The sequence below is a fragment of the Desulfosporosinus sp. FKA genome, assembly GCF_002196785.1.
Lineage (GTDB): Bacteria > Bacillota > Desulfitobacteriia > Desulfitobacteriales > Desulfitobacteriaceae > Desulfosporosinus > Desulfosporosinus acididurans.
Map to the genome: position 1 here is coordinate 279,369 of NZ_NAHZ01000032.1, position 23,462 is coordinate 302,830.

Below are 23,462 nucleotides of genomic sequence, written 5' to 3' on the forward strand. Positions count from 1 at the left end.
TCAGAATTTCAGAATCACCTTGGAGCGCTCCCTTGATAATAAATATATCAGGGAAAATTAATGTGCATTTAAAACATGAACTAATGGTCTCCCACTACTGTAATCAATCTGATAAATAAATTTATTTGTTTTGTAACTAATTGAAGTTGGTATTGTTTTTTTGGCATTTGCAGATTCAATTATTTTGTAAGTTGAATTGAATAGTTTTATAAAATCAGCACCTAGACCATGATCCGTTGATTTTATCATTTCCCCGTCTACATCGGTTAACGTTATTTCATTGTACAAACAATTATCAACTTCACTACAAAATGTTTTTTTATCCGAAGAGCTTGTCATATTATCAGTAACTCCATGGTAGCAAATAATTTTACAGTCATTTTTAAATTTTTGATATAATAATGGAAGGGATACTATTTCAATATCATATGGAATTTTACTCACAAAGTAATCATAAGAAACATTTAATTGCACATCATTAATTATTTTGTGCTCAGTTCGATAACCAAATAAATATCCGGGTATTAGCCAAGCTGAATTGTCTATTATATGTGAGACCAAAAATGGAGCTAAGGCATTACACAAATATGCTAAATATCCTCCATGTGAATGGCCATAAATTATAATTTTACCCTGATTAAAATCTAATAGATTTTGTTTTAAGATATCAATCACAACGAATATAGCAGTAATGTTATCAATTGCCTGCATTAACCCCATATCATTGAAATTTGTTAGGTCTTCTTTTAATGGCATACTACAATATAGCGAATGGTTATTGTAAATTTTACTTATATTTAGAAGTGTATAGATATCAATAATATTCTGTTGCATTAGTTCATTTATTTCAGAATGTGCAAAGATTCTTTTCAAATAGTTCGTGTCAAAGGATAATTGTGAGATATCGAAACTTTGCATAAATTCCCATCCGAAATAGTCGCATTGTACAGTTATTAAATTGTATGCGTCTGAGAATTCAGATCGCATTTTTTTATATATATTGGAACTAGCATTGCCCCCAAAACCAGGTATAAAAAGAAGTAATCCTGTTTCTTGATTTACTCCTTTATCAGGTTCACTAAAATAAATTTTCAGTTGCCTTTTACTTTCTTTATAGATACTAGGGTGTCCGTCAATAAAGAATTCATAATCTTTTGACATAAAAACCTCTCTTTATATATTAGTACAAATATCGATTTCTTTCTTTATCGTCAATTTACTTGATAAACTTTAATGAAATAAAGGTGGATATATTACATTTGGGCTGGTCTATACTTAATATTGAAGAGTATCATATTGGCATTGAGGCGGATAAGAGAAGTAAAAAATTTGAGTACTGCTATAAATCCGAAATCAGACAAAACTATAAAGTGTGAATAATAATCAAATTAGAACTTTGGCAAAAATACTTGTTATTTTTAGCACGATAAGCTAATATTTGTTTTACATAGTGAAAACGTGTTTCGGATAATAGAACGAATATTGTAAATAATTATGAATTAATATCTATTGTTTATTTGCAGAACAAAACAAAGGGGTATTACAAATGAAAAAAGTCGAAGAGGTTTTGGAAAAGTTCCGATATGTTCAAGAAGACCTTATTCAAATTCTGCTCGAACTACAGATGCTTTCGGGGAAAAATTATTTGCCCGAGGAGTGGGTGGAATATGTTGCGCAGGCCCTTGACATGCCTATGAACAAGGTTTACGGAGTTATGACCTTCTATGGGATGTTTAGCACCAAGCCCAGAGGGAAAAATCTCATTGAAGTTTGTAAGAGCGGTCCCTGTCATGTGTCAGGTTCTGAAGGTATTGAACTGATGTTAGAAAAAGAGTTGGCAATTAAGCCGGGGGAAACAACTGACGATGGACTCTTTACTTTGGAACGTTCCAATTGCTTTGGTGCCTGCGATATAGCCCCTGCCATAAAAATCGGCGAAAAGGTTTATGGCAATTTAACGCCGGACTCGCTCAGAGCAGTCATCAAATCTTACAGAGAGGAGGCTTAACAGTATGGGAAACACCAAGATATTAAGTTCGCGTTTTGGGAAAATTAAGCCGGACTCCGTGGAAGAATTTGTTGCTGCCGGTGGCTACGAAGGGTTAAGAAAAGCAATTACTATGAAACCTGAAGAGATTATTCAGGAGATTAAAGACGCCTATCTTTTTGGACGAGGCGGAGCGGCATATCCCACGGGAGTTAAGTGGGAACAGGCTTATGCCATTCCTCTGGAAAAAGGGCCTAAATATATGATTTGTAATGCGGACGAAGGAGAACCGGGAACGTTTAAGGACCGCCATATTATGGCCGAGGATCCCTTGATGTTAATTGAAGGGATGACAATTGGGGCCTTTATTTTCGGGGCTAAGGAAGGATACATTTATTGCCGTGGTGAGTATTCCGGAATTCAAAAAATATTAAAAAGTGCCGTTAAGAACGCTACAGAGGCTGGATACCTTGGGGAAAACATCCTGGGTACCGGACTGAACTTTAATATAAAGGTAGTTTCAGGAGCAGGAGCTTATGTGTGCGGCGAAAATACCGCCTTAGTTGAATCAATCGAGGGAAAAACCGGCAGGCCCAGGCGTAAACCACCATATATCAAGAATGCGGGCCTTAATATGATGCCGACCGTCTTAAATAATGTAGAGACTTATGCCTGTATTCCCTGGATTGTTAAGGAAGGCGGAGAAACGTTTCTATCGTTGGGGACGGAATTCAGCGGCGGGACAAAATTGATGTGTCTCTCCGGAAATGTTGTGCAGCGGGGAGTTTATGAAGTGCCTTTTGGAACGACCCTTAGAGAACTTATTTATGACCTCGGCGGGGGAATTGCCGGCGGCAAAACGTTGAAATTTGTTCATTTGGGTGGATCAAGCGGAGCTTGTTTCCCTGAAGAATTACTGGATACAAAAATTTGTTATAACGACCTGCGAAAAAACGGTTTATCACTGGGTTCAGGAGCTGTTCTTGTTGTCGATGACAGTCATTGCGTTGTTGATTATCTCAAGACGGTCATGGAGTTCTTCGAAGACGAGTCCTGCGGTAAGTGTACTCCTTGCCGGGAAGGAAATCGAAGAATGGTTGAAATTCTAGAAAAGCTGACTTCAGGCAGAGGGACGAAGGAAGATCTCGAGCGTCTTCAGAGATTAGCTCGGACGATGAGAAATACAAGCTTTTGCGGCCTGGGCCAAAGCGCTCCAGTTCCTGTTACTACACTGCTCAAGCATTTTGCAGCTGAATTCGAAGCTCATGTTCAGGGCCGATGTCCCAGCGGAAAATGCAGCATGAGCGGGGTAAGGAGGTAAATAAGGATGGAAAAGATCAACCTGACAATTGATGGCATAGATATTTCCGTTGCCAAGGGGTCTACGATTTTACAAGCGGCTAAAGAAGCCAAAGTAGATATTCCAACACTTTGTTTCCTGCAAGGAGTTCATGAACCAGGCTCTTGCAGAATCTGTGTTGTTGAAGTTGAAGGCTGGAGGGGACTGCAGCCTGCCTGCGTGACGAAGGCTGAGGAAGGGATTGTGGTTAAAACCTCAAGCAGGCTGGTGCGGGAGACACGGAGAGACATCTTAGAGCTCATATTGGCAAACCATAATCGGGAATGCTTATCTTGCAAGAGAAATCAAAAATGTGAGCTGCAGAAACTAGCCGAAGATTTTGGCATTGACTCCAATTACTATGAAAAAAAAGGAACTTGCGTGGAGTTGGATCAATCCGGCCCGGTGGTCAGGGATACCAGCAAATGTGTTTTATGCGGCCGATGTGTCAGCGTTTGCTCGAACATTCAAAAGGTTAATGCCATTGACTTAGCCTATAGAGGGCCCAATACCTCTGTCACCACTCCCTATGAACAAAGTCTAACTCTGCGTTCCTGCATTAATTGCGGGCAGTGTATAAGGGTTTGTCCCGTAGGCGCACTTCAGGAAAGAGATGATACGGAAAAGGTTTGGAAGGCGCTTGAAGATCCGGAACTCCATGTCGTCGTCCAAACAGCTCCTGCTGTCAGAGTTGCTTTGGGTGAGGAATTTGGCCTGCCTGTTGGAACCAATGTTAAAGGGAAAATGGTAACTGCCCTTAAAAGATTAGGGTTTAATAAGATATTCGATACCACCTTTGGCGCAGATCTCACCATCATGGAAGAAGGTGCAGAACTGCTGCACAGGATCAAGAATGGAGGCAAGCTGCCGTTGATTACTTCTTGCTCTCCAGGATGGGTTAAATTCTGCGAGCATAATTATTCCGATTTTCTGGATAATCTATCAAGCTGCAAGTCGCCTCAGCAGATGTTTGGAGCGGTGGCTAAGTCCTATTATCCGCAAAAAGCAGGTCTTGATGCGAACAAGGTCTTTGTTGTCTCGGTTATGCCTTGTACAGCCAAAAAGTTTGAAGCAGACCGTGAAGAACTGAAGATCAATGGCCTTAAGGATGTTGATGCTGTCATAACGACGAGAGAACTCGCCAAAATGATTAAACAAGCGGGCATAAACTTTAATGAACTATCAGACAGCCATTATGATGAACTTCTTGGCATTTCAACCGGTGCAGGTGTAATCTTTGCCAATACCGGAGGGGTTATGGAAGCAGCTCTGCGAACAGTTGCTGATATTTTAACCGGTGAAGATCTTCAAACCATTGAATATCACGAGGTTCGTGGTTTAGAGGGAATTAAAGAAGCAACAGTCAATATCAATGGGATGGAATTAAACGTGGCAATTGCTCATGGGACAGGTAATGCGGCGAAGCTCCTCGATACGATCAGGGAAGGTAAAGCAGCCTATCATTTTATTGAAGTTATGGCTTGCCCTGGAGGCTGTATTAATGGCGGCGGTCAGCCGATTTTGATGGATAAATCCAAAACTCAAGAGGTTAATCAATTACGAGCTGCCAGTATCTATTCCTTAGACAGAACAGCCGTTAAGAGAAAATCCCATGATAATCCTGAAATTAAAAAGATTTACGCAGAATTTTTGGACAAGCCAGGCAGTAGTAAGGCTCATCAATTACTGCACACTCATTATATTGCCAGAAACTAAAGGGTTGTTCTTGGAAAGCTTGGCAACTGAATAATGGCTTTCGCTGAACGAGTTACTAAAATAAAAACAAATAGCGACTAAAATTAAAAGCGAAAAAGAAAAAGAACTCCGTACATGAAAATATTGCGGAGTTCTTTTTTGACGTTAGTTAAGTAATTCTGCATTCTCAAACCAGTTTCCGATAACTTCGGGTTGGTTCACTTTATCTAATTGATTAAGAAATTGGTCATCTTTATTAACGATAATCCATTCACCGGATTGTTCGCTATACTGAATTCTTCCCAAAGTTTTGGCTGAACTATTTGTTAAATTACCTGCAGGGCAGAAGGCAATAATGTCATTGCAGAAAATCTTCTTCCCTTTCTTGTCCCAAAGATTCGTGAATTGCATAATATCGAACCCTATATACGCTATGACCTTTTCCTCCCAATCGTTTTCATAATGGTTCGACAAACAATCTAAGGTATAATGAATCCCCTCTGAAGAAATATGAACGGGATATTCGGTATGCCCTAACTTTTTTAGATAATCAGGAAGCCATAAATCTTGATCATAAATCAAGGCCATCTCTTTTTTATCATAGGCTCTGAATTCTCTTACGTCTTTGCCCATAGCACCGCTCCCCTTATAATTTAGATATTTTCAGTATAATCTAAATAGTAGTGTTCGTCTATAATATTAGACTTTTCAATTATCTTATTTTAGTTACGCCATAGGTGCACAGCTTAGAGAAAATACTTTTGGAAAAGTTCAATATAAACCTAAAGGGACAGGCACGTTGTTTTTTAAAACAATGTCCTGTCCCTTTAGTTCTTGGCCTAAGTAGAATAAATGAACCTATTTTTGCTGAACCGTATACGACAGATCAGCAGTAGCCGAGATTGTAATCTTTTCCGGACTTTGTGGTTGGGGAGTTGCAGAAGTGCTAAGGGAAACAGAATTCCTAGTGTAAGGCTGAATATTGGAAGCTGAATTAAAATCAATTTTGAGGCTGTCTAATTTGTCTATCGTAACACCTAAAGCGTTGGCACTGCTAAGAATATTCTGTTTCGCAGCGGCAATCGCGGAGGCAATGACTTGATCTTTGTACTTCCCTGGATCTTGGATGGAATAGTTGACCGAATTTACATTGACTTCGCTGATATCTGCCAATTTATCGAGAATTTCCCCGACTTTGTCTAACTCTTTAATAGTTACGGTCATACCGCTGTTCGAAGAGTAGACGGTAACTTCATTCTTAGTATTATCATCTGTTTTTGTGTAGGAATAAGTAGAATAGTTTGTAGTCGTAATAGCATCTTTGCTTAGGCCTTCGCTTACGAGCAAATCCATGGCTTTGTTAACAGCAGTCGAATTGTTTTCCTGCGCTAATGCCGCACTGCTTGCTTCAGTCCTTACGGATAAATTGAGTTGGACCATGTCAGGGTCTACGTCTACGGAACTGGTTGCCGAAGTCTCGATTGTACCTGCTTGTTGCTGAATTTCTGCAGCAGATGCGGTTTGAGCAAATAATAGGGTTAGCACAAGGGCAAAAAATATAAGCTTAAGACTCTTTTTCAAAAGGGACGCCTCCTTAGTAATTAATCACTCTAAAAAATAATCTAACAAAACAGTAACCAAATTAGTTTTAAGGGCATTGACAGTTAGCCTTAGTAAGATAACTAATAACCATTCAATTGTGAGATGCCCGCTTCTATCGTTGTTGGGGAAGAGTCTTTCTACGGAATCCTGATGAACGTGCGAGCCGAAATAGTTATTATAGATCGAATCAAGGTGAAGGCGTTGTCTTAAGAAAGCGGGGCTTTTTCCTTGGCAATCACCCCTTTCATAGTAATTAATAGCCAGAGCTTGTTAACCACAAGTGAACTCGTTCAGCTAAAGCTGAACATCGAGACTTCAGTGGGGGACCCACTCCCACTTAAAGAAGTGGGAGTCTTACGATTGGATCAATTTGCTGGTTAAGTCAGCCCATTCCATAAGTTATTAAATGTAAGACTGTCCACTTTGAAGAATATATTAACGCCATTGATATAGACATAGCCTTCCTTAAAAAGCCGTAATTCCACACCGCTGCCATCCTTTAAGCGGATATCTAAAAATCGCTGATCTGTTGTACCTTGTTGAGAAAATAAATAGTCTAAGTCTTCTTCAGCCACAGGAACCGATTTTTCTAATGCTGCCAGAAAGACATTAAATTGATCAAGATTTGACAGGGATTTGAAATTATTTTTCCCGTTGTTCCAACTATCGAAGTCCTCATAACGAACGGAGGCAATATGGTTTTCGATCTGGAACTTACCAACTATATCATGTCCCGTTTTCACAGTGATGCCATTCAGACAATCAAAGAACTGAGCATCAACTTCACCGTTGATTTGTCCATACGTCATGATTCTGAAGCTCTTGTCATAGCCCTTGACGGAATAGACGTCTTGGATCCCAACTGTCGAAGCCAATTCTTCATCATAATCGTTCTGTTGACTCCATTCTGTGATAGTCCCCTTTGTGGTGCCAAGCTTTTCGCCCACCAGCGCGGCGGCCCTGTTCAGATCCAAGGGTAAAGAGCTGCGAATATATATCTTCCCTTGATAGACAATAAGCTCCATCATTTTTGCTGTTGTTACCGAATCTGTTGTCCTAACCGGTAATTGAACTTTGGGAATATAAATTCCCTCATTTTGCTGATTCAACCCTTGTGATATTGGCGCCTGTGAACTGACACCGTTATTGCCATTGTCTCTAAGCAAAGTTCTGGGTTCTGGCATTGTTTCATTTTCAGCAGGAATTTGCTGAGAACTGTTGGTCTCGTTGTTCTGGTGAAGTGCTTCTGAGTTGTCATTTTGCTTATCAAGGCTGGGAAGGGGTGGTGCTTGGACATCGGAGTCGCTGCGGGTTTGAGGAGCGACAGTTTCAGATTGGCTGTTATTTTGGCCAGTATGCTGGCCTATATATTGATCGTTAGTTTGACTGTTAATTTGACTATTATTTAAATTGTTATTAGGTTGCGGGAGGTTTGAATTTTGAACATTGTTTCTTTGTATTTTCTGTTCCGCTTGGTTGCCGCCTTTATTATCGGGAAGGAAGGCAATGGATGTGTTATCGGGGGTATTGTTTTGAACAGCTGATTTTGGAGGGGTTGCAATCTGATAATTGGCCAGTACACCTGCCCCAATAGCCACGATAAGCCCAGCGGCTATTACAGCGATAGGTTTGAAGGGCATTCCCCTTGCCAGCTTCCCGTTTAATTTGGCGGATAATCTCTGTTCCATGTCATCATCCGGCTCAAGTTTTCCGATGACGCGTTTAATATCAAAGCTGTTCATTTTCATTTCCTTCCAATTCCAGTTTTAGAAGCTGACGACCCCTCTGCAAACGCATTTTTATTGCTGACTCTTTGCAGCTTAGAATTTGGGCGATTTCTTTAATCGAATAATCTTCAAAATAATAAAGGTAAATTACCGATTTATACTTCGTAGGCAGGTTGATAATTTCTTTTAAAATACTGGAGTCTGTCGGATCATCGTAATAATGATCGATTTCCTCCATTTTTATGACTCGTTTGTGCCAAACACTGCGCAGGGTATCCCGACAAAGATTAACCGTAACTTTAATAAGCCATGCTTTCTCATGGCCGTCATTATTAAACGTTGGTGATTTGAACAGAAGCTTATAAAATACCTCTTGCATAATTTCTTCGGCATCATCTTTATTTCCGAGATGAACCATGGCAATTTTGAAAACCATGTCACCATACAACTTGTATTTTGTTGAAAAACTACTGCCAGGCCATTGGGGCATGTAAGAATCTCCTTTCATCTATAACACGATTGATTATAGAAAAAAGTCACAAAGTCAATTATAATTTTTTGAAGAAAAATAAACGTTATCTTTTTGCGGCGAGAAGACTCCCATCAGCATTATCCAAAATGGAATCCTGAAAACAAAAGACGATGACATAGCTAATTATTTCATGCTATTATGGGTTTATAAGCTTCAAGAATGATGGGGTTTGAAAAATGACTAACTTGCCCATTAAATTTAAGCGTTTTCTCCTGCTGATAACGGTTTTGGCGTCAGTATTTCTCATCGCTTCAATAGTTCATACAAAATGGACCTCAGCAATGATAACACATCTCTTGATCTTAGGGATACTTGCCGTACTTTGTGAATCATTTCCTGTAGCCTTACCGCGAGGTGGGTTTGTCACAGTAAGTTTTGCCGTTTTCTACACGGCGTTAATTTTATACCCTGGAGGCGTTGCTTTTTCAGTTTCAGTATTAGGAGGTCTCTTTCCGTTGGGGAGGGGCGCCAAAGAACAGCCTTTGTTTAAACGGCTGTATAACAGTTCTCAGTATTTGTTATCTCAAGCTGTTGCTCAATATGTTTTGTGGCTTGCGGGAATTGGCGGCGGTTTTCATAATAAGTTTCGTTCCCTCATCATATATGTCATGGTATCTCTAATTTACTTGGTTACCAATATTTCCCTTGTAACAATAGGCTTAAGTTTTCTAAAAGATAAGCCGCTGCGGGCAGTTTGGCTGAGCAATATGCGCTGGGTGCTGCCAAATATTATTATTCTCGCCCCTGTAGGGTACATAATGGCTTTGATTTATTATCACCATGGACCTTTGGGACTTTTACTGCTTTTAATACCTCTCTTAGCAGCGCACAGGTCTTTTCAGCTTTATATTACCATGCGAAAAGGTCATCTCGAAACCGTTGGCGCTCTTGTCCAGGCTCTTGAAGCAAAGGACATTTATACCAGCGGGCATTCGTCCAGAGTTGAAAAACTTGCACTCCTCATAGCCGAGGCCATTGAGATGAGTGAAGATAAAATTGAATTTCTGAAGTATGCGGCAGTTTTGCATGATGTTGGCAAGATCGGGATAAGCGATGCTATCCTTAATAAGGAAGGTGAACTTCTGGAGACAGAGTGGGATTTGATTCGCAGCCATCCCGTTATCGGACAAGGGATCATTGAAAATATTAAATTCATGTTTGATATTGGGAAAGTGATACGTCATCACCATGAACGCTATGACGGAAAAGGATATCCCGACGGAATTAAGGGGGAAGAAATACCCTTAGAATCACGGATCATCGCCGTTGCTGATACATACGATGCAATCATCTCTGATCGAAGTTATCGACCAGGTAGGTCACATGAAGAGGCGGTTGCAGAATTAATGAGAGTGTCAGGATCTCAACTTGACCCTGAATTAGTAACTATTTTCTGTAAGTATGTAGTTAATCATGCTCTGTTCTAGAGCAATTCGCCATTTGACGTTAGGAATAATGAGTGAAGGGGTTGTTGCAAGATGCATAAACGCCCCTCATTAAACAAAACCCTGCATAAATAGTGGTTTGAATTCTCCACTTATATGCAGGGCTTTATTTATAAAAACTGATAGATATTCATTATGCAACGGCCCCTTCTCAATGCTTCCATAGAATTTTGGATAGGTTAAACCATGGTTTAGGGATTGAAAGTATAAGAATCACTACTTTCTTTGTAAGTGTAACTACCGTTTGCTACATGCCTACCATCAATCATCCAATAATGGGTTTGCGATCTATCGGCATTACTGCCTACATCTGCCTGTGCGTAAGTAACTCCAGCTCCGTATTTATCGTCCATTAGCTCACCATCACAATAAAGTGCTGAAGTTACACTAACAGATTGGGTGCCAGAACCTGAGGTATATGAATAACCACCTACATATGAACTTTTATTAGTAAATTTTGAAACACCTGAATAAGAATACGCATATACTGGAATTGAATATAAACATAATACAATTAATGTCGATACAATAATTGTATATTTTTTTTTGCTTTTCATAATTTTAGTTTACCTCCTTCTTATCTATACGATCAGTTTTAGTTGGGTATTGTTTTGATACATTTGATACATCGTATTTAATAAGAGACATATTTCCATCCTTATGCTTAATTGCTACTAAAACTTCATCGCCATTCTCTCCAAGAAAAAAGACCGGAATTTTATCACCTTTTTTAAGGATGTGTTCCTTTACTAGCATAAAATCAGCAGCCGATACTTTGTTTTTTACATCTGATTGCAAACTGCCGGTAGTAAGACTGTCACTGGTAGTGCTATTTTTAGCATCAGATAAATCATCCATAAAAAAAGTTTTATACTTTTTAGTGTCTATAACAAATGTTTTAATAGCAGAATCCCTGACTTTTTGTTCTACTTCTAAATTTTTAGCTTTAACTGCTTTATTCATTTCTAATTGTGATTGTTGTATAGTTTCTGAATAGGCAACGTTTCCAACTAATAGAACAGTTAATAAGGATAATATGCCCGCAATTATTACAAGCTTTTTGGGTTTCGTTTTAATCATTTATCATTACACAACCTTTCAATTAAACTTCTTTCGAGGCGGTCTGCTTTGCTTCGTTTTTCTCGCGTTTTCGCTGGATTACTAGCTCAGAAAATAATTAGAGTATGGATATTTTAAATCACTTAAATTTATATCACTTCGATATAACAGCTGAATCTCCAACGTGGGCATTATATAAATTTCCCTGATAAACGATACCCGTCCCCTCAATATACCAATTTTGATTGCCCGCTGGATTATTAATACCTACATTAGCTTGCGCATAAGTAAGATTATTTTGATCGTTGTCAACATCAGTGGATACTATTTGATTATTTTCGTAAAGCACACCATATTCGTCAAGTTTAGTGGCACTAAAATTCAAACTCACAGATGAATATCCCCCTATATATGCACCCGTGTTGGTGAACGACTCAACTTGGGAGACAGACGCATACACAGGAATCGCAAGCGCACATATTAAGCTTAATGTCAATGGAATTAAAGTTAATTTTTTACCTTTCATAATCATTTTGCCTCCTTAGAATCTTCATGAATTTTAGTAGGTTCTCCGTTTCCTGATATGTCAAATTTCGTCATTGTCATAGAGCCATCAGCATGCTCGACTGCTATAGAAACATTGTTACCTTCCAAGAAATAAATTGGGGTATAATCACCTACTTTTAAACCCCCATCTCTAAGTAGTTCTGTATAAGCAAGCACCACTTTATTCTTTATTTCTTTAGACACAACATTACTATTATCATGTAAATCGCTCCTATAAAGTTGTTTAACTTTTGTTGTATCAATATTAAAGTTTTTGACAGCTAAATCTTTAATACCAATTTCCCTAGATGAATGAATAGTTTCAGAATTAGCATGATTAATATTCCCAAATAGTATAACTGAAGTTAATACTCCTACACCCAGTACACTTGTTGTAACCCATTTTAGAATGTTCCTTTTATTCATTTATCATTACACAACCTTTCAATTAAACTTCTTTCAAGTTATATGTTTATACAACTTATGTATATATCATTACACCTCCCACCACGCGAATCTCCCTTCACAAACACCCTAAAGTAGGTTTACAATATAAAGACCTACTATTTTGTGTAGGGGCGAACGCCTCCAGATCATTGGTTACTTTGCGGGTATGGATGATCTGGGGGCGTCTTTATTTAAATGGCGCAAACCATTTAAATGCAACAATGTTCTCTAGTATATAGCGATGTTGAACACATCATAAGATTACATAAATTTTAATTTTAATTTTTAAATTTAAGTTTCTGCAGGTGTATGTATGTTGCAAATTAATCGCTACATTTTCTACATCATTTGGAATATTAAACCTTATTCCTAATATTTACTTTACTATAATTCAAATACTTTTGCACCGAAAAAATGTTGCGGTTTACCACAATTATTTTTGTGGTAAACCGCAATCGAATTGATGGTGCTTGCATTTAAAAAGAGCCTCGCGGCTCTTAAATAATTTTACGTTATCTATATGAAGTCCTCATTTGGAATAACTCCAAGTTGTTTAGCTTCAAATATTGCTTCTGATCTCGAGCGAACATTCAATTTCCCAAAAATCCGAGTCAGATTATATTCAACAGCACGCTGACTTATTAACAAATAATCCGCAATTTCCTTGTTACCCTTACCTTTGGCAACTCCTTTAAGAATCGATAGCTCCTTTTCATCGAACGATACTCCTTTTAGGATTTCATTATTTCCCAATGCTTTAATCTGTACATCTTGACGCCTTAGCTGACGTAATAGGGATACGGGGATAACCGTTTCACCACGTAAAGCACATCGAATCGCAGTGACAAGTTGCTCTCTGGAAGCAGTCTTGCTGATAAACCCTGAGGCTTGTGCTTCTACCAAGATATTAAAGTAAGGTGTAATCTCATATCCTGTATAAATGATTATGGGCGTATTTGAACCGGTTTCAATGACTCTCCGAGTTAATTCTAATCCATTGATTTCTGGCAAGTTCAAATCAAACATCAGCACATCAAACGTCTGACTTCTCAATACTTCTAGAGCTTCCGAACTTGAAGTGACAATCGTTACGTTCATATCTTCTTCTTGTTCAATCATACTTTTGGTACCTTCACCAACAGAAGGATGATCATCAACTAATAATATGTGAATCATCTTTTTCCTTCCTTTCTGAATTACTTATTCCGTTACTACGGAATAAGCGTCAAGATCTAACTCTATTGAAATGTCAAAGCCTTCACCTAACGTTGAATAGAAACGTGTTTCGCCTCCAAGGCTCGAAACTCGCTCTTTGATTCCGGATAAGCCCATATGACTCGATGTGAATTCCATAGATTGGAGATCCATGCCCATACCGTTATCGTGGTAATTTAAGGTTAATAGACTATTGCTATTAGCTAATGTAAGATTAAGTTCTGTTGCTTTTGAATGTTTTGCCGCATTTGTCAGGAGCTCTTGTATAATTCGATAAATCGCCAATATATGTTCATAATCTAAATCCAAACCAAAATCCGTGGCATTGAAATTCACAACATAATCCGTTCGCAATTGAGCATCAGCGATTAAGTTCCTTATTGCTTCTACAATCCCTGACTCATTTAATAAAGTCGGAAATAGATCATTGCATGTGATCCGAATTTCATGGGTTACATCGAGCAGCCCTTCGGCAATCTTATTTAATTCTTCCCTTAGATCTAGAGGTAATCGGTCATCCGATGATATTATTTGTAGTTTACGATACCACAATATTTGCTCTTGAAGTACAGAATCGTGCAGGTCTGAGGCAAGACGGCGTCTTTCCTTTTCCGATAAGTTAAAGAGAAGGCGGGAAACCCATGGACGAGCAGTGTCTTTTTGTCTGACCGCCTCCTCTAATTTATCGATTAAACCCTCAATCATATGTAGGTTTTCATAAACAACGCTAACATAAAAAGAGATGGTTTTAAGCCATACCCTTTCGTCTTGGTTATAATGGGTTCTATTGATTTTCCCCCTAATCCATAGAAGGAGATATTTGTTCTTCTCTTGACTCACTGTTAGTAAGACCCCATTGTCTATATCTATCAACTCTCCTACCGAAATTAAGTTGACATTGTTTTTTAACCAGTCTAGAATAGTTGATTCCGGTACATCCTGAGTTCCTGCTTTTATTAATAATGAGTAGTCCGAGTCCGTTAAATCCAGTTCTAATAAGGAAATAGATTTGACGGATAAAACGTCTCTTACTTCCGTTATTAATTGTTCTTCTAAATCGGATGTCTTCATTACTTTAGTAATATTCTGAGAAAACCGATTTAAACTCGCTTGAAAGTTAAATTTTTCTCTAAATAGTTTCGAGCGAAGGCTCAAATCAAGTTCTTCTTTGGCATAAAGAAAGGCTATAATCCCAATATAAGTCACAAGACCAATCCGAACTCTCTCGACAAACGTAAATCCCTTGGCAAGATTGAATAAGAACCAAAGGTAACCTGAAGCGGGAATGAGGCTTATTATACAGTAATAACGTATCCGATTAATGATAAAGTCAATATCGAACAGACTGTTTGCAGTGATTAGATAAAAAAATACAATAGGAATAAAAACTAAAAAAGCTGCGCCTAAAGCTCCGGGTATAAGTTCCACACCAAAAACAAGGCTCGGGAAACCAACTAAAAAGATGAATGGGGAAAACGCAAGTATTACACCGACAATAATGATAGTAAAAACCGATCCATGTATAGTATTCCTATAACGAATATAACGGGTTGCTAAGATGTAAAAACAAAGGAACGTCTCGATTATAAAGTTAGCAAGGAAACAATACCTAATATTTAATGAATATAATCCGAAAATTTGAAACAACAAGTTAATACTAAACAGTAACCCATTAACTATATAGAAGATATACAAATATTTTCTGCTATATAAAATAAATCCATACCTTTTAAAGTAAGCAATTAAAAATTCCACAATTAAAAGGGGGATTAATGAGAATGTAATCCTATTGATGGTTATTCCCGGAATATCCATCCTTGAGGACGCTCCAGCACTAATATAACTTAATCCAATAGTAAGAAAAAAAAGAATTAGTATACGTGCTGAAATATCATTACCTTTTTTTAGATACAAGAAAATGGAAAAGGATGACAATATACCAAACAAAACTAATGGCATTACTAGATCGTACTGAACTTGCTCAGGAGTTATAGTGTTGGTCACTTTATACACTATAGATTCCTGGTTTTTACGTATAACTAATGTTTTTGCTCGTTCAATAGCATTATATTGTACTATGGTTGGATAATTACTTGGTTGGATTTCGTCAATTAATGAAACAATATCTCCAGTTTTTATGCCTTGATGCTCTGCCCATCCTAGTTCATCCACATCAGTTATCTGCCATATGCCTGAGGGATTCTTTTCAACACTTATACCAATGTATGGGATATTAATTATTACTGACAGTAAGTGGTATAGCAAAAATAGTATCATTATTGCAGAAGCTGAGAACGCGAAAACCCTTTTTAAGTCCCCCATGTAAAATTCCTTCCTAAAAAAAGAGCCAGGAGCTATCCTGACTCATCATGAATCTTCTTTTCTTTACCAATACAATAATGGTGAGATAACATCCGGACTTTGGAGAACATCGAGGACAGCCTTTTGTTCAATTTTCGTTAAGCCGATTAAGTTTAGTTTACCCTCAATTAATTTTTCCTTTTCATCAGGATTTTGTACCAGATATTCAACGACTTTTTGTAACAATACCCTTTCCCCCTTTATAAATTTACCCAAATAATAACACAAAATTTTCCTTTTAACACCGAAAATATAATGCGGGTTTCCGCAATTTTTTTGCGGTAAACCGCAACTATTTAAAAGTAGCGTAATAATTTATTTTTCCATTCTTTCTGAACACTCATTTTATCGATCAGTTCAATCGCCTGAAGCTGATTTATCCTAATAATGATTTGGGCATATTCAAGAACACCTGATTTCCTAATTAACTCTTCATGTTCTGTACGTGCGTTTAGCAATTCATTTTTAGTAGTTTTTTCGGTAAAATAATCCCTGACAAACTGATACTGGGATTGTTGTAGATTTAGCAAATATAAAGTAGGGAGAGTTTTTCTTTTATTAACCAGATCATTTTTGGGGTCCAATCGAACGATATCGTTGATATCGTTTTTAATTTGAGCGATAATTCCTAAATGCTCTGCATAGTTGTTCACTACATCATGATGATTTTCACTTGCTAAAGCCGTTCCTACGAGACATGCAGAAGCCATGAGGGAGCCCGACTTTGATCTTACCATTTCAATATAATCCTTCTCGGATTCAATCAAATCCACAAGATCAAGGTGTTGTCCATTAATGGCTTTTATAACACACGAATTGAGGTAATTAGTCGCCTTTACTTTTTTATTTAGTTCAAATGAAGTATGTTCTAGACTTTTTGTACTTAGCATTAATAGACCCGTAGCTATGTTCATAACTATTGCATGATCAATATTATTCCATGGGACTGAAAAGTTGTCATTGTCCTGCAAATCGTCAAAGATATCCAACGAAAGAATCATTAGCTCCACCGCAGCTGCAGCTCGGAAAATATCTGTTGACTGACCACCAAACATCTGATAATGGAAAATAACAAGCTGACCGAAAGGAAAGTGACCTTCCGTTTTGTATCTAACGAATTCTGACATATACTTTTTAAGTTCTTGAGTTGGGAAATAGTCATGTATTAACTGTAACATCACTTGTTCGATCATGGTCCAATTATCTTGCAAAAAAGCTACCTCCTAATTCTCGCAAAAAGTGAATAACCAAGCGCAAGCTGTACTACAAGGGATAAATATCTGATTAGCTTTGACAGCCTTTTAAGAATTTGGCTATTTTTAAACACAACCTACTATATCCTTACATTCAAATACTATTATCACATATCATTCATATAAAACGTGTCATAAGTGGTCGAATTATTAAGACTAAGAAACATAAAATAAGAAAAGTCTTGAAGAGGATTATTGTTCCCTTTCAAGGCTTTTTTGATATCCGGCTTTCTTTTTCATGGTATACTTATAATAATAATAATAAGCGAAGGGAGGCAAGCTGTGAGGAAAATTCTTAAGTCTATAAAAATATGGATAGGAATTATATTGTTCCTATTGGGAATATTAATACCTTATTGGATAAAACCGCAGCTTATTGGCTTGGACCAACTACTGCAAACGATGCATCATAAGACAGACGGAAGTGCCTTGATGGTAAATGCCTTCCTGATCGTGTCTATAAATACGATTATTTCTATACCTCAGTTTCTCAGCGTGGTTATGTTAGGGGATGGAATGGCGGAGGTCTTTGAACGGCCTGCCTTAAAAACCGTCATCCCTTTGACCGTTGTTCCTTGCGCTTATGTAATTGTAAACTTGGTTACTCCTTTAAACTACAGTTTTGGAGCTACGGACATTTTTTTATGGCTCATGATTGTAGTGATGCAGACCTTAAGCAAACAAAAATTGAATATTGGGATGAAACTCTTGGTTTTTTCTCAATTAATTTTTGGCGTCGCTTGGTTAAATCAAGTTCCTTTTCTAACACCTTACGGCTTTGGTCAGGGTTCCTTATCGTTTAAATTAAAACAATCGGCAATTCAAATTGGATTTGGCGAGGTTTTAACGCTTTATGCCAATGTGCTGTTCTTTATCTTCGTTGCCAGTGCAATCACGTTGTGGGTTTATTTGATTTTATATATGGAGAAATGGGCGATTTCTCAGGATTTGCTTCGTGCCCAGCTTGAAGCAAACGAATCCCGTTCGGGACGAGAGGTGCTTCATTTAGTTCACGATCTAAAAACGCCGTTAGCGACCATTGAGGGGCTGGTTTCTCTTATGGAGACGCGCTGGCCGGATTCAAAGATGCAGGAATACTGTCAAACGATTTATCGTTCCATTAATTCTATGAGTGCCATGGTATCGGAGATCTTATATGAAGATCGCAAAAATTGGTGTGAACTAAAAGACCTAATTGACTATATCCGAGCCACCCGTCTAAGTGGGACAAACTTATCCGTGGATATTGAATTAGAGGGAGAACCGCGCTCAAATCTCTATATTAATAAAATCAGGTTAACTCGGGCAATCATAAATTTGATTGACAATGCCTTAGATGCAGTGCAGAATCGTGAAAATGGGAGGGTTATTTTGCGTGCCAAAACATTGGAAAATACAGTGAACCTTGAAGTGGAAGACAATGGCTATGGTATAACAGCAAGCGATGTTAAAAGAATCTGGAAGACCGGCTACAGCACCAAAAACCATCCTGGTTTTGGCCTGGCCTTTGTACGACAGGTCGCTGAAGGGCATGAAGGATTTGTTAATATAAAAAGCGTCGTCGGTCAGGGAACTAAGGTTTGGATAACCTTGCCTTTGGGAGAGAGCCAATGAGAATAATAATTATGGATGATGAGCAGTCACTGCGCTATACCTTAAGTGAAATATTCAGTTTTGCCGGCTGGGAGCCTATAGCTTATCCCAATGGCAGAGAAGGAATCGAAGGCTTCCTTACCCATGGAGCAGATATTATTTTAGTCGATTATCATATGCCGGAAATTGATGGTCTTGAAACGGTTCGCTTGATTAGAGAACATGATCAAGAAATCCCTATCCTTGTTCTCACTGTGGATGAACGGCAGGAAATTGCTGATCGTTTTCTGGATGCAGGCGCTACTGACTTTGCCCTTAAACCGGCCAAGGCACCGGATTTAATTGCCCGGGTCCAATTGCACATGCGGCTGCTGTATATGACTAAGGCGGTACAAGCCAATACCAAAGTACAAAACGAAGTTTTTGTTACCAAAGGAATTAGTAAATCAACGCTTTCGTATATCGAACGATATCTTACCGATTGTCCTGAACCTTCTACCGTAGAGGAGATCTCCAAAGAGCTGTCTCTGGCGGTCCCTACCGTTTATCGCTATCTTACTTATCTTGTTAATAATGGTAAAGTTCAATCGATACCGAGTTATCAAAAAATCGGTCGGCCCAAAAATCGCTATTGTTGGATCTGATTTGTGATCCAGGAGTTAAATTATAGTTGGGAATAGCAGCGGCACTTACTATGAAGCATATTAGTAAGTGCCGTATTTATTAATCCAGTTTTTAAGGTCCCCACGTCTATAAGTGGGGGGTGGGCCCTTCGTTACTTTTCGAGGGGTCTGTTGAGGTGTCTTATATAATAGTAACCGATTTAGGATTGTATACAATAATCAAACACTTTTTATCTTTTTTATTTCTTTAGTTGGTCAGGTTCATTTGCTATAATTAGGGAAAATAATTTGGAGGTGTTATATAAAATATAGGAAATATGTGATATTTTCTAATTCAACAAAGTAGGAGGAAGAAAATGAGAAAGATAAGAAGAATGATGGCCCTTGCTCTATCTGCAACCCTTGCCCTTGTTTCCTTAACAGGTTGCGGCAGCAGCTCTACTAACGGCAGCGCAGCGAGCAGCGGTTCAGCGAAAGGCAGCGATACCTTGGTTTATGCTCAAGGGGCAGAACCTAGAGGATTGGACCCGGCTCTCGTTGATGACGGCGAATCCGCTAAAGTAATGAGTAATATTTATGAAGGACTTTTAAAGTATGATAAAGATTCCACGAAGGTACAACCCTGCCTGGCTACAAGCTGGGATATAAGCCCTGATGGACTCAGCTATACCTTCCATCTTCGTAAAGGTGTTAAATTCCAAGACGGCACTGATTTTAATGCCGATGCAGTGAAGGCTAATATTGACCGTCAACTGCCGCCTAAGGTTACTCAGGATATGGCATATGCCTCCTTTGTCTTCGGTTCTGTGAAAGACGTACAGGTAGTTGATCCAAATACCGTTAAAATTAATTTGAAGTCTCCCAGTACTCCTTTCTTAAAGAATTTGGCAATGGCCATGGCTGCTCCCATGATTAGTCCTAAAGATCTTAAAGATAATAACAATAACGTTAACCAAAAACCTGTAGGAACAGGACCCTACAAATTTGTTAAGTGGGATAAGGATCAAGACATTGTCTTAGTTGCCAATGATCAATATTGGGGAACTAAGCCTCTGATTAAAAATGTTGTCTTTAAGTTTATCAAAGACAATTCAGCCCGCGTTGTTGCCTTAAACAATGGTGAAGCTGATGTTATTGATGGTATTGACGCTACTGTTGTAAAACAGATTACCGATGCCGGCAATAAGATTTTCCAAGCACCGGGCATGAACATTAACTACATGGCTTACAATACCTCACGCAAACCTTTCAATGACAAAAATCTCCGCGCCGCTATATCTCAGGCGATCAATGTTCCTGAAATGGTGAAGAGTCTGTATAAAGGTTATTCCGAACCTGCAACCTCAATTATGCCAACCTTCATGGAAGGGTATGACAAGAGCATTTCTCAAGTAGCCTATGATCCGCAAGCTGCCGCCAAAACGTTAAAAGCTGCCGGATTAACGACTGTTCACATGATTACGTATACCAACCCAAGACCTTATAACACTGCAACCGGTCAGGTATTGGCCGAAGCTATTCAAGGTTATCTTTCCAAAGTTGGAGTTACCGTTAAAATTGATTCCTATGACTGGACCACTTATAAACAAAAAATTAAAGAAGGAGATTATGATATTGCCTTCTACGGTTGGGTCGGCGATAACGGAGACCCGGATAACTTCATGAACCTCTTATCGGATCCCGATCCGACGATGAATATTGCCCTTTATAACAATCCTCAATTCAACGACTTAATTAAAAAAGGCGTAGCTACCCCTGCCGGTGATGCTCGCAACGCAATTTACACTCAATTAGAGAAAATTGCAGCCGCTGATGCTGTGTGGCTTCCCATTTCCCACGCTCAAACCCTTTGTGCTTACAGACCTAATGTCCAAAACTTCTATTTCCATATGACTGGTATTACTCCTTTTGTAGGTGTATCCAAGAAATAACTTTGGTGTAGTTCTTTAAGAATTTAGACTGCCGAGAACCGGTTTCAAGCCGGTTCCCGGTTTGTTTATTTTATCTTTTAGTTCGATGGGGGGGGGAGAGTTTATCCTTCAGCTTTAGAGAACGAGTTCACTTGGGGAAAGGTGTTGCTAATGCTCAGATATATCATAAAACGTTTATTAATGTTGATTCCCGTGCTTTTAGGGGTTTCGATTATTGTTTTCCTGATCATGCGCGTATTTTCACCGGATCCTGCGCCCATTGTTTTAGGCCAGCATGCCACCCAGCAGGCTGTAGCTGCCTGGCGGCAGGTCAATGGCTTAAATGACCCCATCTATTTGCAATATTATCATTATCTCACAGGCGCATTGACGGGAAACCTTGGAACGTCCTACTATACTAAGCTCCCTGTTGTCAAAGAAATCATGTCACGTTTTCCGGCGACCATTGAACTGGCGATTGTTGCCATCATTTTGGCCTCATTTTTCGGTATAGTGATCGGTGTAATCTCTGCAGTCAAGAAGAACTCGATTTTCGATAACGCCGGTATGTTCATAGCCTTGATTGGTGTCTCGATGCCGATTTTTTGGCTGGGAATATTGTTAATTATTCTTTTCTCAGGTGCCCTGCACTGGCTTCCGTCCAACGGTCGGATTAATCCCCTCTTAGAGCCTGCGCATATCACTGGGTTTTTCCTCATTGACAGCCTGATGGCAGGTAATATGGATGCTTTCTTTGATGCCTTGCGGCATCTTATTTTGCCGGCAAGTGCTTTGGCCATGTATTCCATGGCGATTATCACCAGAATGACCCGCTCCAGCATGCTGGACACGCTGCAGCAGGACTTTATTCGAACGGCCCGGGCCAAAGGAGTTCCGGAGGGCAAAGTGATCCGCAAGCATGCCTTGCGCAACGGCTTGATACCTATTGTCACCGTAATTGGTCTGCAGTTAGGCAGTCTTCTCGGCGGCGCTGTATTGACAGAGACAGTTTTCTCCTGGCCGGGTATCGGCGCTTATACTGTGGAATGTATTTTAAAATCTGATTTTCCAGTGGTTCAGGGTGTGGTATTACTGGTAGCTACGATTTATGTCTTAATGAATCTCATCGTCGATTTGATTTATGCCTTCCTTGATCCACGTATTAAATATTCGAAAAAAGAGGTGTAGCTTGTATGGAACCAAAATATTCTTCAAATTCCGATGAAAATCTACAGGCTGCAGAATACGTGGAAAAACCGGAGTCGCAGCTTAAAGCAATGTGGGAAACACTCAGACAGAACAAAGCCGCAGTTGCCGGCCTGTTTATCATTGGAATTTTAGCAATTATTGCTCTGACCGTTTGGCTAAGTGAGCTCATGGGCAAACAGATATTACCCTATGACCCTAATTATGCCGATATGACGAAAAGTTTTATTAAACCTAATGCCCAGCACTGGTTTGGCACGGATCAGCTAGGCAGGGATATGTTCAGCAGAATCCTTGACGGAACTAAAATCTCCTTGTTCGTAGGTGTTACAGCGGTAGCTATTTCCTTAACCATTGGAGTTATCTTTGGTGCTATTGCTGGTTATCGCGGCGGTAAAACGGATACAGTGATTATGAGGCTTATGGATATGATGCTGGCCATACCGTCGATCCTATTGGCTATCGCCTTTATGGCAGCCTTAGGCAAGGGCTTGGATAAAGCGATTATTGCCATTGGACTGGTATCTATTCCTGAGTATGCCCGTATTGTACGCGGCAGTATTCTTTCGGTTAAAGAAAATGATTATGTTCATGCGGCCAAAATTATGGGCAACAAAACGAGCCGTATTATCTATAAACATATTCTTCCTAATGTCATTTCCGTAATTGTTGTTAGGGCTACTTTGGGCGTTTCTACTGCAGTGTTGGATACAGCAGCCCTGGGTTTTCTGGGTCTGGGAGTACAGCCGCCCTTTGCTGAGTGGGGCGATATGCTTGGCCGGGCCAGGGGCTTCATTTTCTCGGCGCCTTATACACTCATCTTTCCCGGTATTGCCATCACGATTACTGTGTTGGCCTTTAACCTGTTAGGTGACGGGCTGCGGGATGCCCTTGATCCCAAATCCAGAATAAAATAAGGTGG

General features: G+C 39.1%; 22 protein-coding genes. 9 read left to right on the forward strand and 13 right to left on the reverse strand.

What is annotated here, in order from left to right; genetic code table 11:
- Window positions 1-57 precede the first annotated feature (57 nt).
- Window positions 58-1,161 carry a DUF2920 family protein gene (locus B5771_RS18275; RefSeq protein WP_088188801.1) on the reverse strand — a complete coding sequence of 368 codons (1,104 nt, stop codon included), beginning with the start codon at window positions 1,159-1,161 and terminating at the stop codon, window positions 58-60.
- 385 nt (window positions 1,162-1,546) lie between these two features.
- Between B5771_RS18275 and B5771_RS18280 the strand changes: the two genes are divergently transcribed.
- From B5771_RS18280 to B5771_RS18290, 3 genes are read left to right on the forward strand one after another with little or no spacing between them, the layout of a single operon-like run.
- Window positions 1,547-2,008, forward strand: coding sequence for an NAD(P)H-dependent oxidoreductase subunit E (locus B5771_RS18280; protein ID WP_088188802.1), 462 nt, complete (start codon window positions 1,547-1,549; stop codon window positions 2,006-2,008).
- Window positions 2,009-2,012: 4 nt separating this feature from the next.
- Window positions 2,013-3,308, forward strand: a complete 1,296-nt coding sequence (locus tag B5771_RS18285; protein WP_088188803.1) for an NADH-ubiquinone oxidoreductase-F iron-sulfur binding region domain-containing protein — start codon at window positions 2,013-2,015, stop codon at window positions 3,306-3,308.
- A 6-nt stretch (window positions 3,309-3,314) separates the two neighbouring features.
- Window positions 3,315-5,042, forward strand: a complete 1,728-nt coding sequence (locus tag B5771_RS18290) for an NADH-dependent [FeFe] hydrogenase, group A6 (protein ID WP_088188804.1) — start codon at window positions 3,315-3,317, stop codon at window positions 5,040-5,042.
- A gap of 144 nt (window positions 5,043-5,186) precedes the next feature.
- Here the strand turns inward: B5771_RS18290 and B5771_RS18295 are convergent, their stop codons facing one another.
- From B5771_RS18295 to B5771_RS18310, 4 genes are all read right to left on the reverse strand, one after another.
- A complete protein-coding gene (locus B5771_RS18295; RefSeq protein ID WP_088188805.1) occupies window positions 5,187-5,654 on the reverse strand; it encodes a YopX family protein in 468 nt (155 codons plus the stop codon).
- A 225-nt stretch (window positions 5,655-5,879) separates the two neighbouring features.
- A complete protein-coding gene (locus B5771_RS18300; protein WP_088188806.1) occupies window positions 5,880-6,602 on the reverse strand; it encodes an SIMPL domain-containing protein in 723 nt (240 codons plus the stop codon).
- Window positions 6,603-7,000: 398 nt separating this feature from the next.
- A complete protein-coding gene (locus B5771_RS18305) occupies window positions 7,001-8,365 on the reverse strand; it encodes a hypothetical protein (protein WP_088188807.1) in 1,365 nt (454 codons plus the stop codon).
- Entirely contained in the window at window positions 8,352-8,840 is a 489-nt protein-coding gene (locus B5771_RS18310) for a sigma-70 family RNA polymerase sigma factor (RefSeq protein ID WP_088188808.1), read from the reverse strand. The genes B5771_RS18305 and B5771_RS18310 overlap by 14 nt, the downstream gene beginning before the upstream one ends.
- A gap of 218 nt (window positions 8,841-9,058) precedes the next feature.
- Between B5771_RS18310 and B5771_RS18315 the strand changes: the two genes are divergently transcribed.
- Window positions 9,059-10,309 (forward strand): HD-GYP domain-containing protein, encoded by a 1,251-nt coding sequence (locus B5771_RS18315; RefSeq protein WP_088188809.1) that lies wholly within the window; start codon window positions 9,059-9,061, stop codon window positions 10,307-10,309.
- Window positions 10,310-10,518: 209 nt separating this feature from the next.
- Here B5771_RS18315 and B5771_RS18320 read toward each other — a convergent pair whose 3' ends face one another.
- From B5771_RS18320 to B5771_RS18355, 8 genes are all read right to left on the reverse strand, one after another.
- Window positions 10,519-10,884, reverse strand: a complete 366-nt coding sequence (locus tag B5771_RS18320; RefSeq protein WP_088188810.1) for a hypothetical protein — start codon at window positions 10,882-10,884, stop codon at window positions 10,519-10,521.
- A gap of 4 nt (window positions 10,885-10,888) precedes the next feature.
- Complete coding sequence (locus B5771_RS18325; RefSeq protein WP_088188811.1) at window positions 10,889-11,407, reverse strand: hypothetical protein; 519 nt, start codon at window positions 11,405-11,407, stop codon at window positions 10,889-10,891.
- Between the two features lie 133 nt (window positions 11,408-11,540).
- The gene (locus B5771_RS18330) at window positions 11,541-11,912 is read right to left on the reverse strand and encodes a hypothetical protein (RefSeq protein WP_088188812.1); all 372 of its coding nucleotides are present in this window, start codon (window positions 11,910-11,912) and stop codon (window positions 11,541-11,543) included.
- Window positions 11,913-11,914: 2 nt separating this feature from the next.
- Complete coding sequence (locus B5771_RS18335; protein ID WP_088188813.1) at window positions 11,915-12,358, reverse strand: hypothetical protein; 444 nt, start codon at window positions 12,356-12,358, stop codon at window positions 11,915-11,917.
- A 537-nt stretch (window positions 12,359-12,895) separates the two neighbouring features.
- On the reverse strand, window positions 12,896-13,555 hold the full coding sequence (locus tag B5771_RS18340; RefSeq protein WP_088188814.1) for a response regulator transcription factor: 660 nt from the start codon (window positions 13,553-13,555) through the stop codon (window positions 12,896-12,898).
- Window positions 13,556-13,579: 24 nt separating this feature from the next.
- On the reverse strand, window positions 13,580-15,916 hold the full coding sequence (locus tag B5771_RS18345; RefSeq protein ID WP_088188815.1) for a sensor histidine kinase: 2,337 nt from the start codon (window positions 15,914-15,916) through the stop codon (window positions 13,580-13,582).
- A gap of 63 nt (window positions 15,917-15,979) precedes the next feature.
- A complete protein-coding gene (comX, locus tag B5771_RS18350) occupies window positions 15,980-16,141 on the reverse strand; it encodes a competence pheromone ComX (RefSeq protein ID WP_088188816.1) in 162 nt (53 codons plus the stop codon).
- Between the two features lie 110 nt (window positions 16,142-16,251).
- Window positions 16,252-17,166: a polyprenyl synthetase family protein gene (locus tag B5771_RS18355; RefSeq protein ID WP_088188817.1), complete on the reverse strand. Its 915-nt coding sequence runs from the start codon at window positions 17,164-17,166 to the stop codon at window positions 16,252-16,254.
- A 324-nt stretch (window positions 17,167-17,490) separates the two neighbouring features.
- Here B5771_RS18355 and B5771_RS18360 point away from each other — a divergent pair, with 324 nt between their 5' ends.
- From B5771_RS18360 to B5771_RS18380, 5 genes are all read left to right on the forward strand, one after another.
- Window positions 17,491-18,822 (forward strand): HAMP domain-containing sensor histidine kinase, encoded by a 1,332-nt coding sequence (locus B5771_RS18360; protein WP_088188818.1) that lies wholly within the window; start codon window positions 17,491-17,493, stop codon window positions 18,820-18,822.
- On the forward strand, window positions 18,819-19,445 hold the full coding sequence (locus B5771_RS18365) for a response regulator (RefSeq protein WP_088188819.1): 627 nt from the start codon (window positions 18,819-18,821) through the stop codon (window positions 19,443-19,445). The genes B5771_RS18360 and B5771_RS18365 overlap by 4 nt, the downstream gene beginning before the upstream one ends.
- Window positions 19,446-19,780: 335 nt before the next feature.
- On the forward strand, window positions 19,781-21,355 hold the full coding sequence (locus B5771_RS18370; RefSeq protein ID WP_088188820.1) for an ABC transporter substrate-binding protein: 1,575 nt from the start codon (window positions 19,781-19,783) through the stop codon (window positions 21,353-21,355).
- A 150-nt stretch (window positions 21,356-21,505) separates the two neighbouring features.
- The gene (locus B5771_RS18375) at window positions 21,506-22,522 is read left to right on the forward strand and encodes an ABC transporter permease (protein ID WP_088188821.1); all 1,017 of its coding nucleotides are present in this window, start codon (window positions 21,506-21,508) and stop codon (window positions 22,520-22,522) included.
- Between the two features lie 5 nt (window positions 22,523-22,527).
- Entirely contained in the window at window positions 22,528-23,457 is a 930-nt protein-coding gene (locus B5771_RS18380) for an ABC transporter permease (RefSeq protein WP_088188822.1), read from the forward strand.
- The last annotated feature ends 5 nt before the right edge of the window (window positions 23,458-23,462 follow it).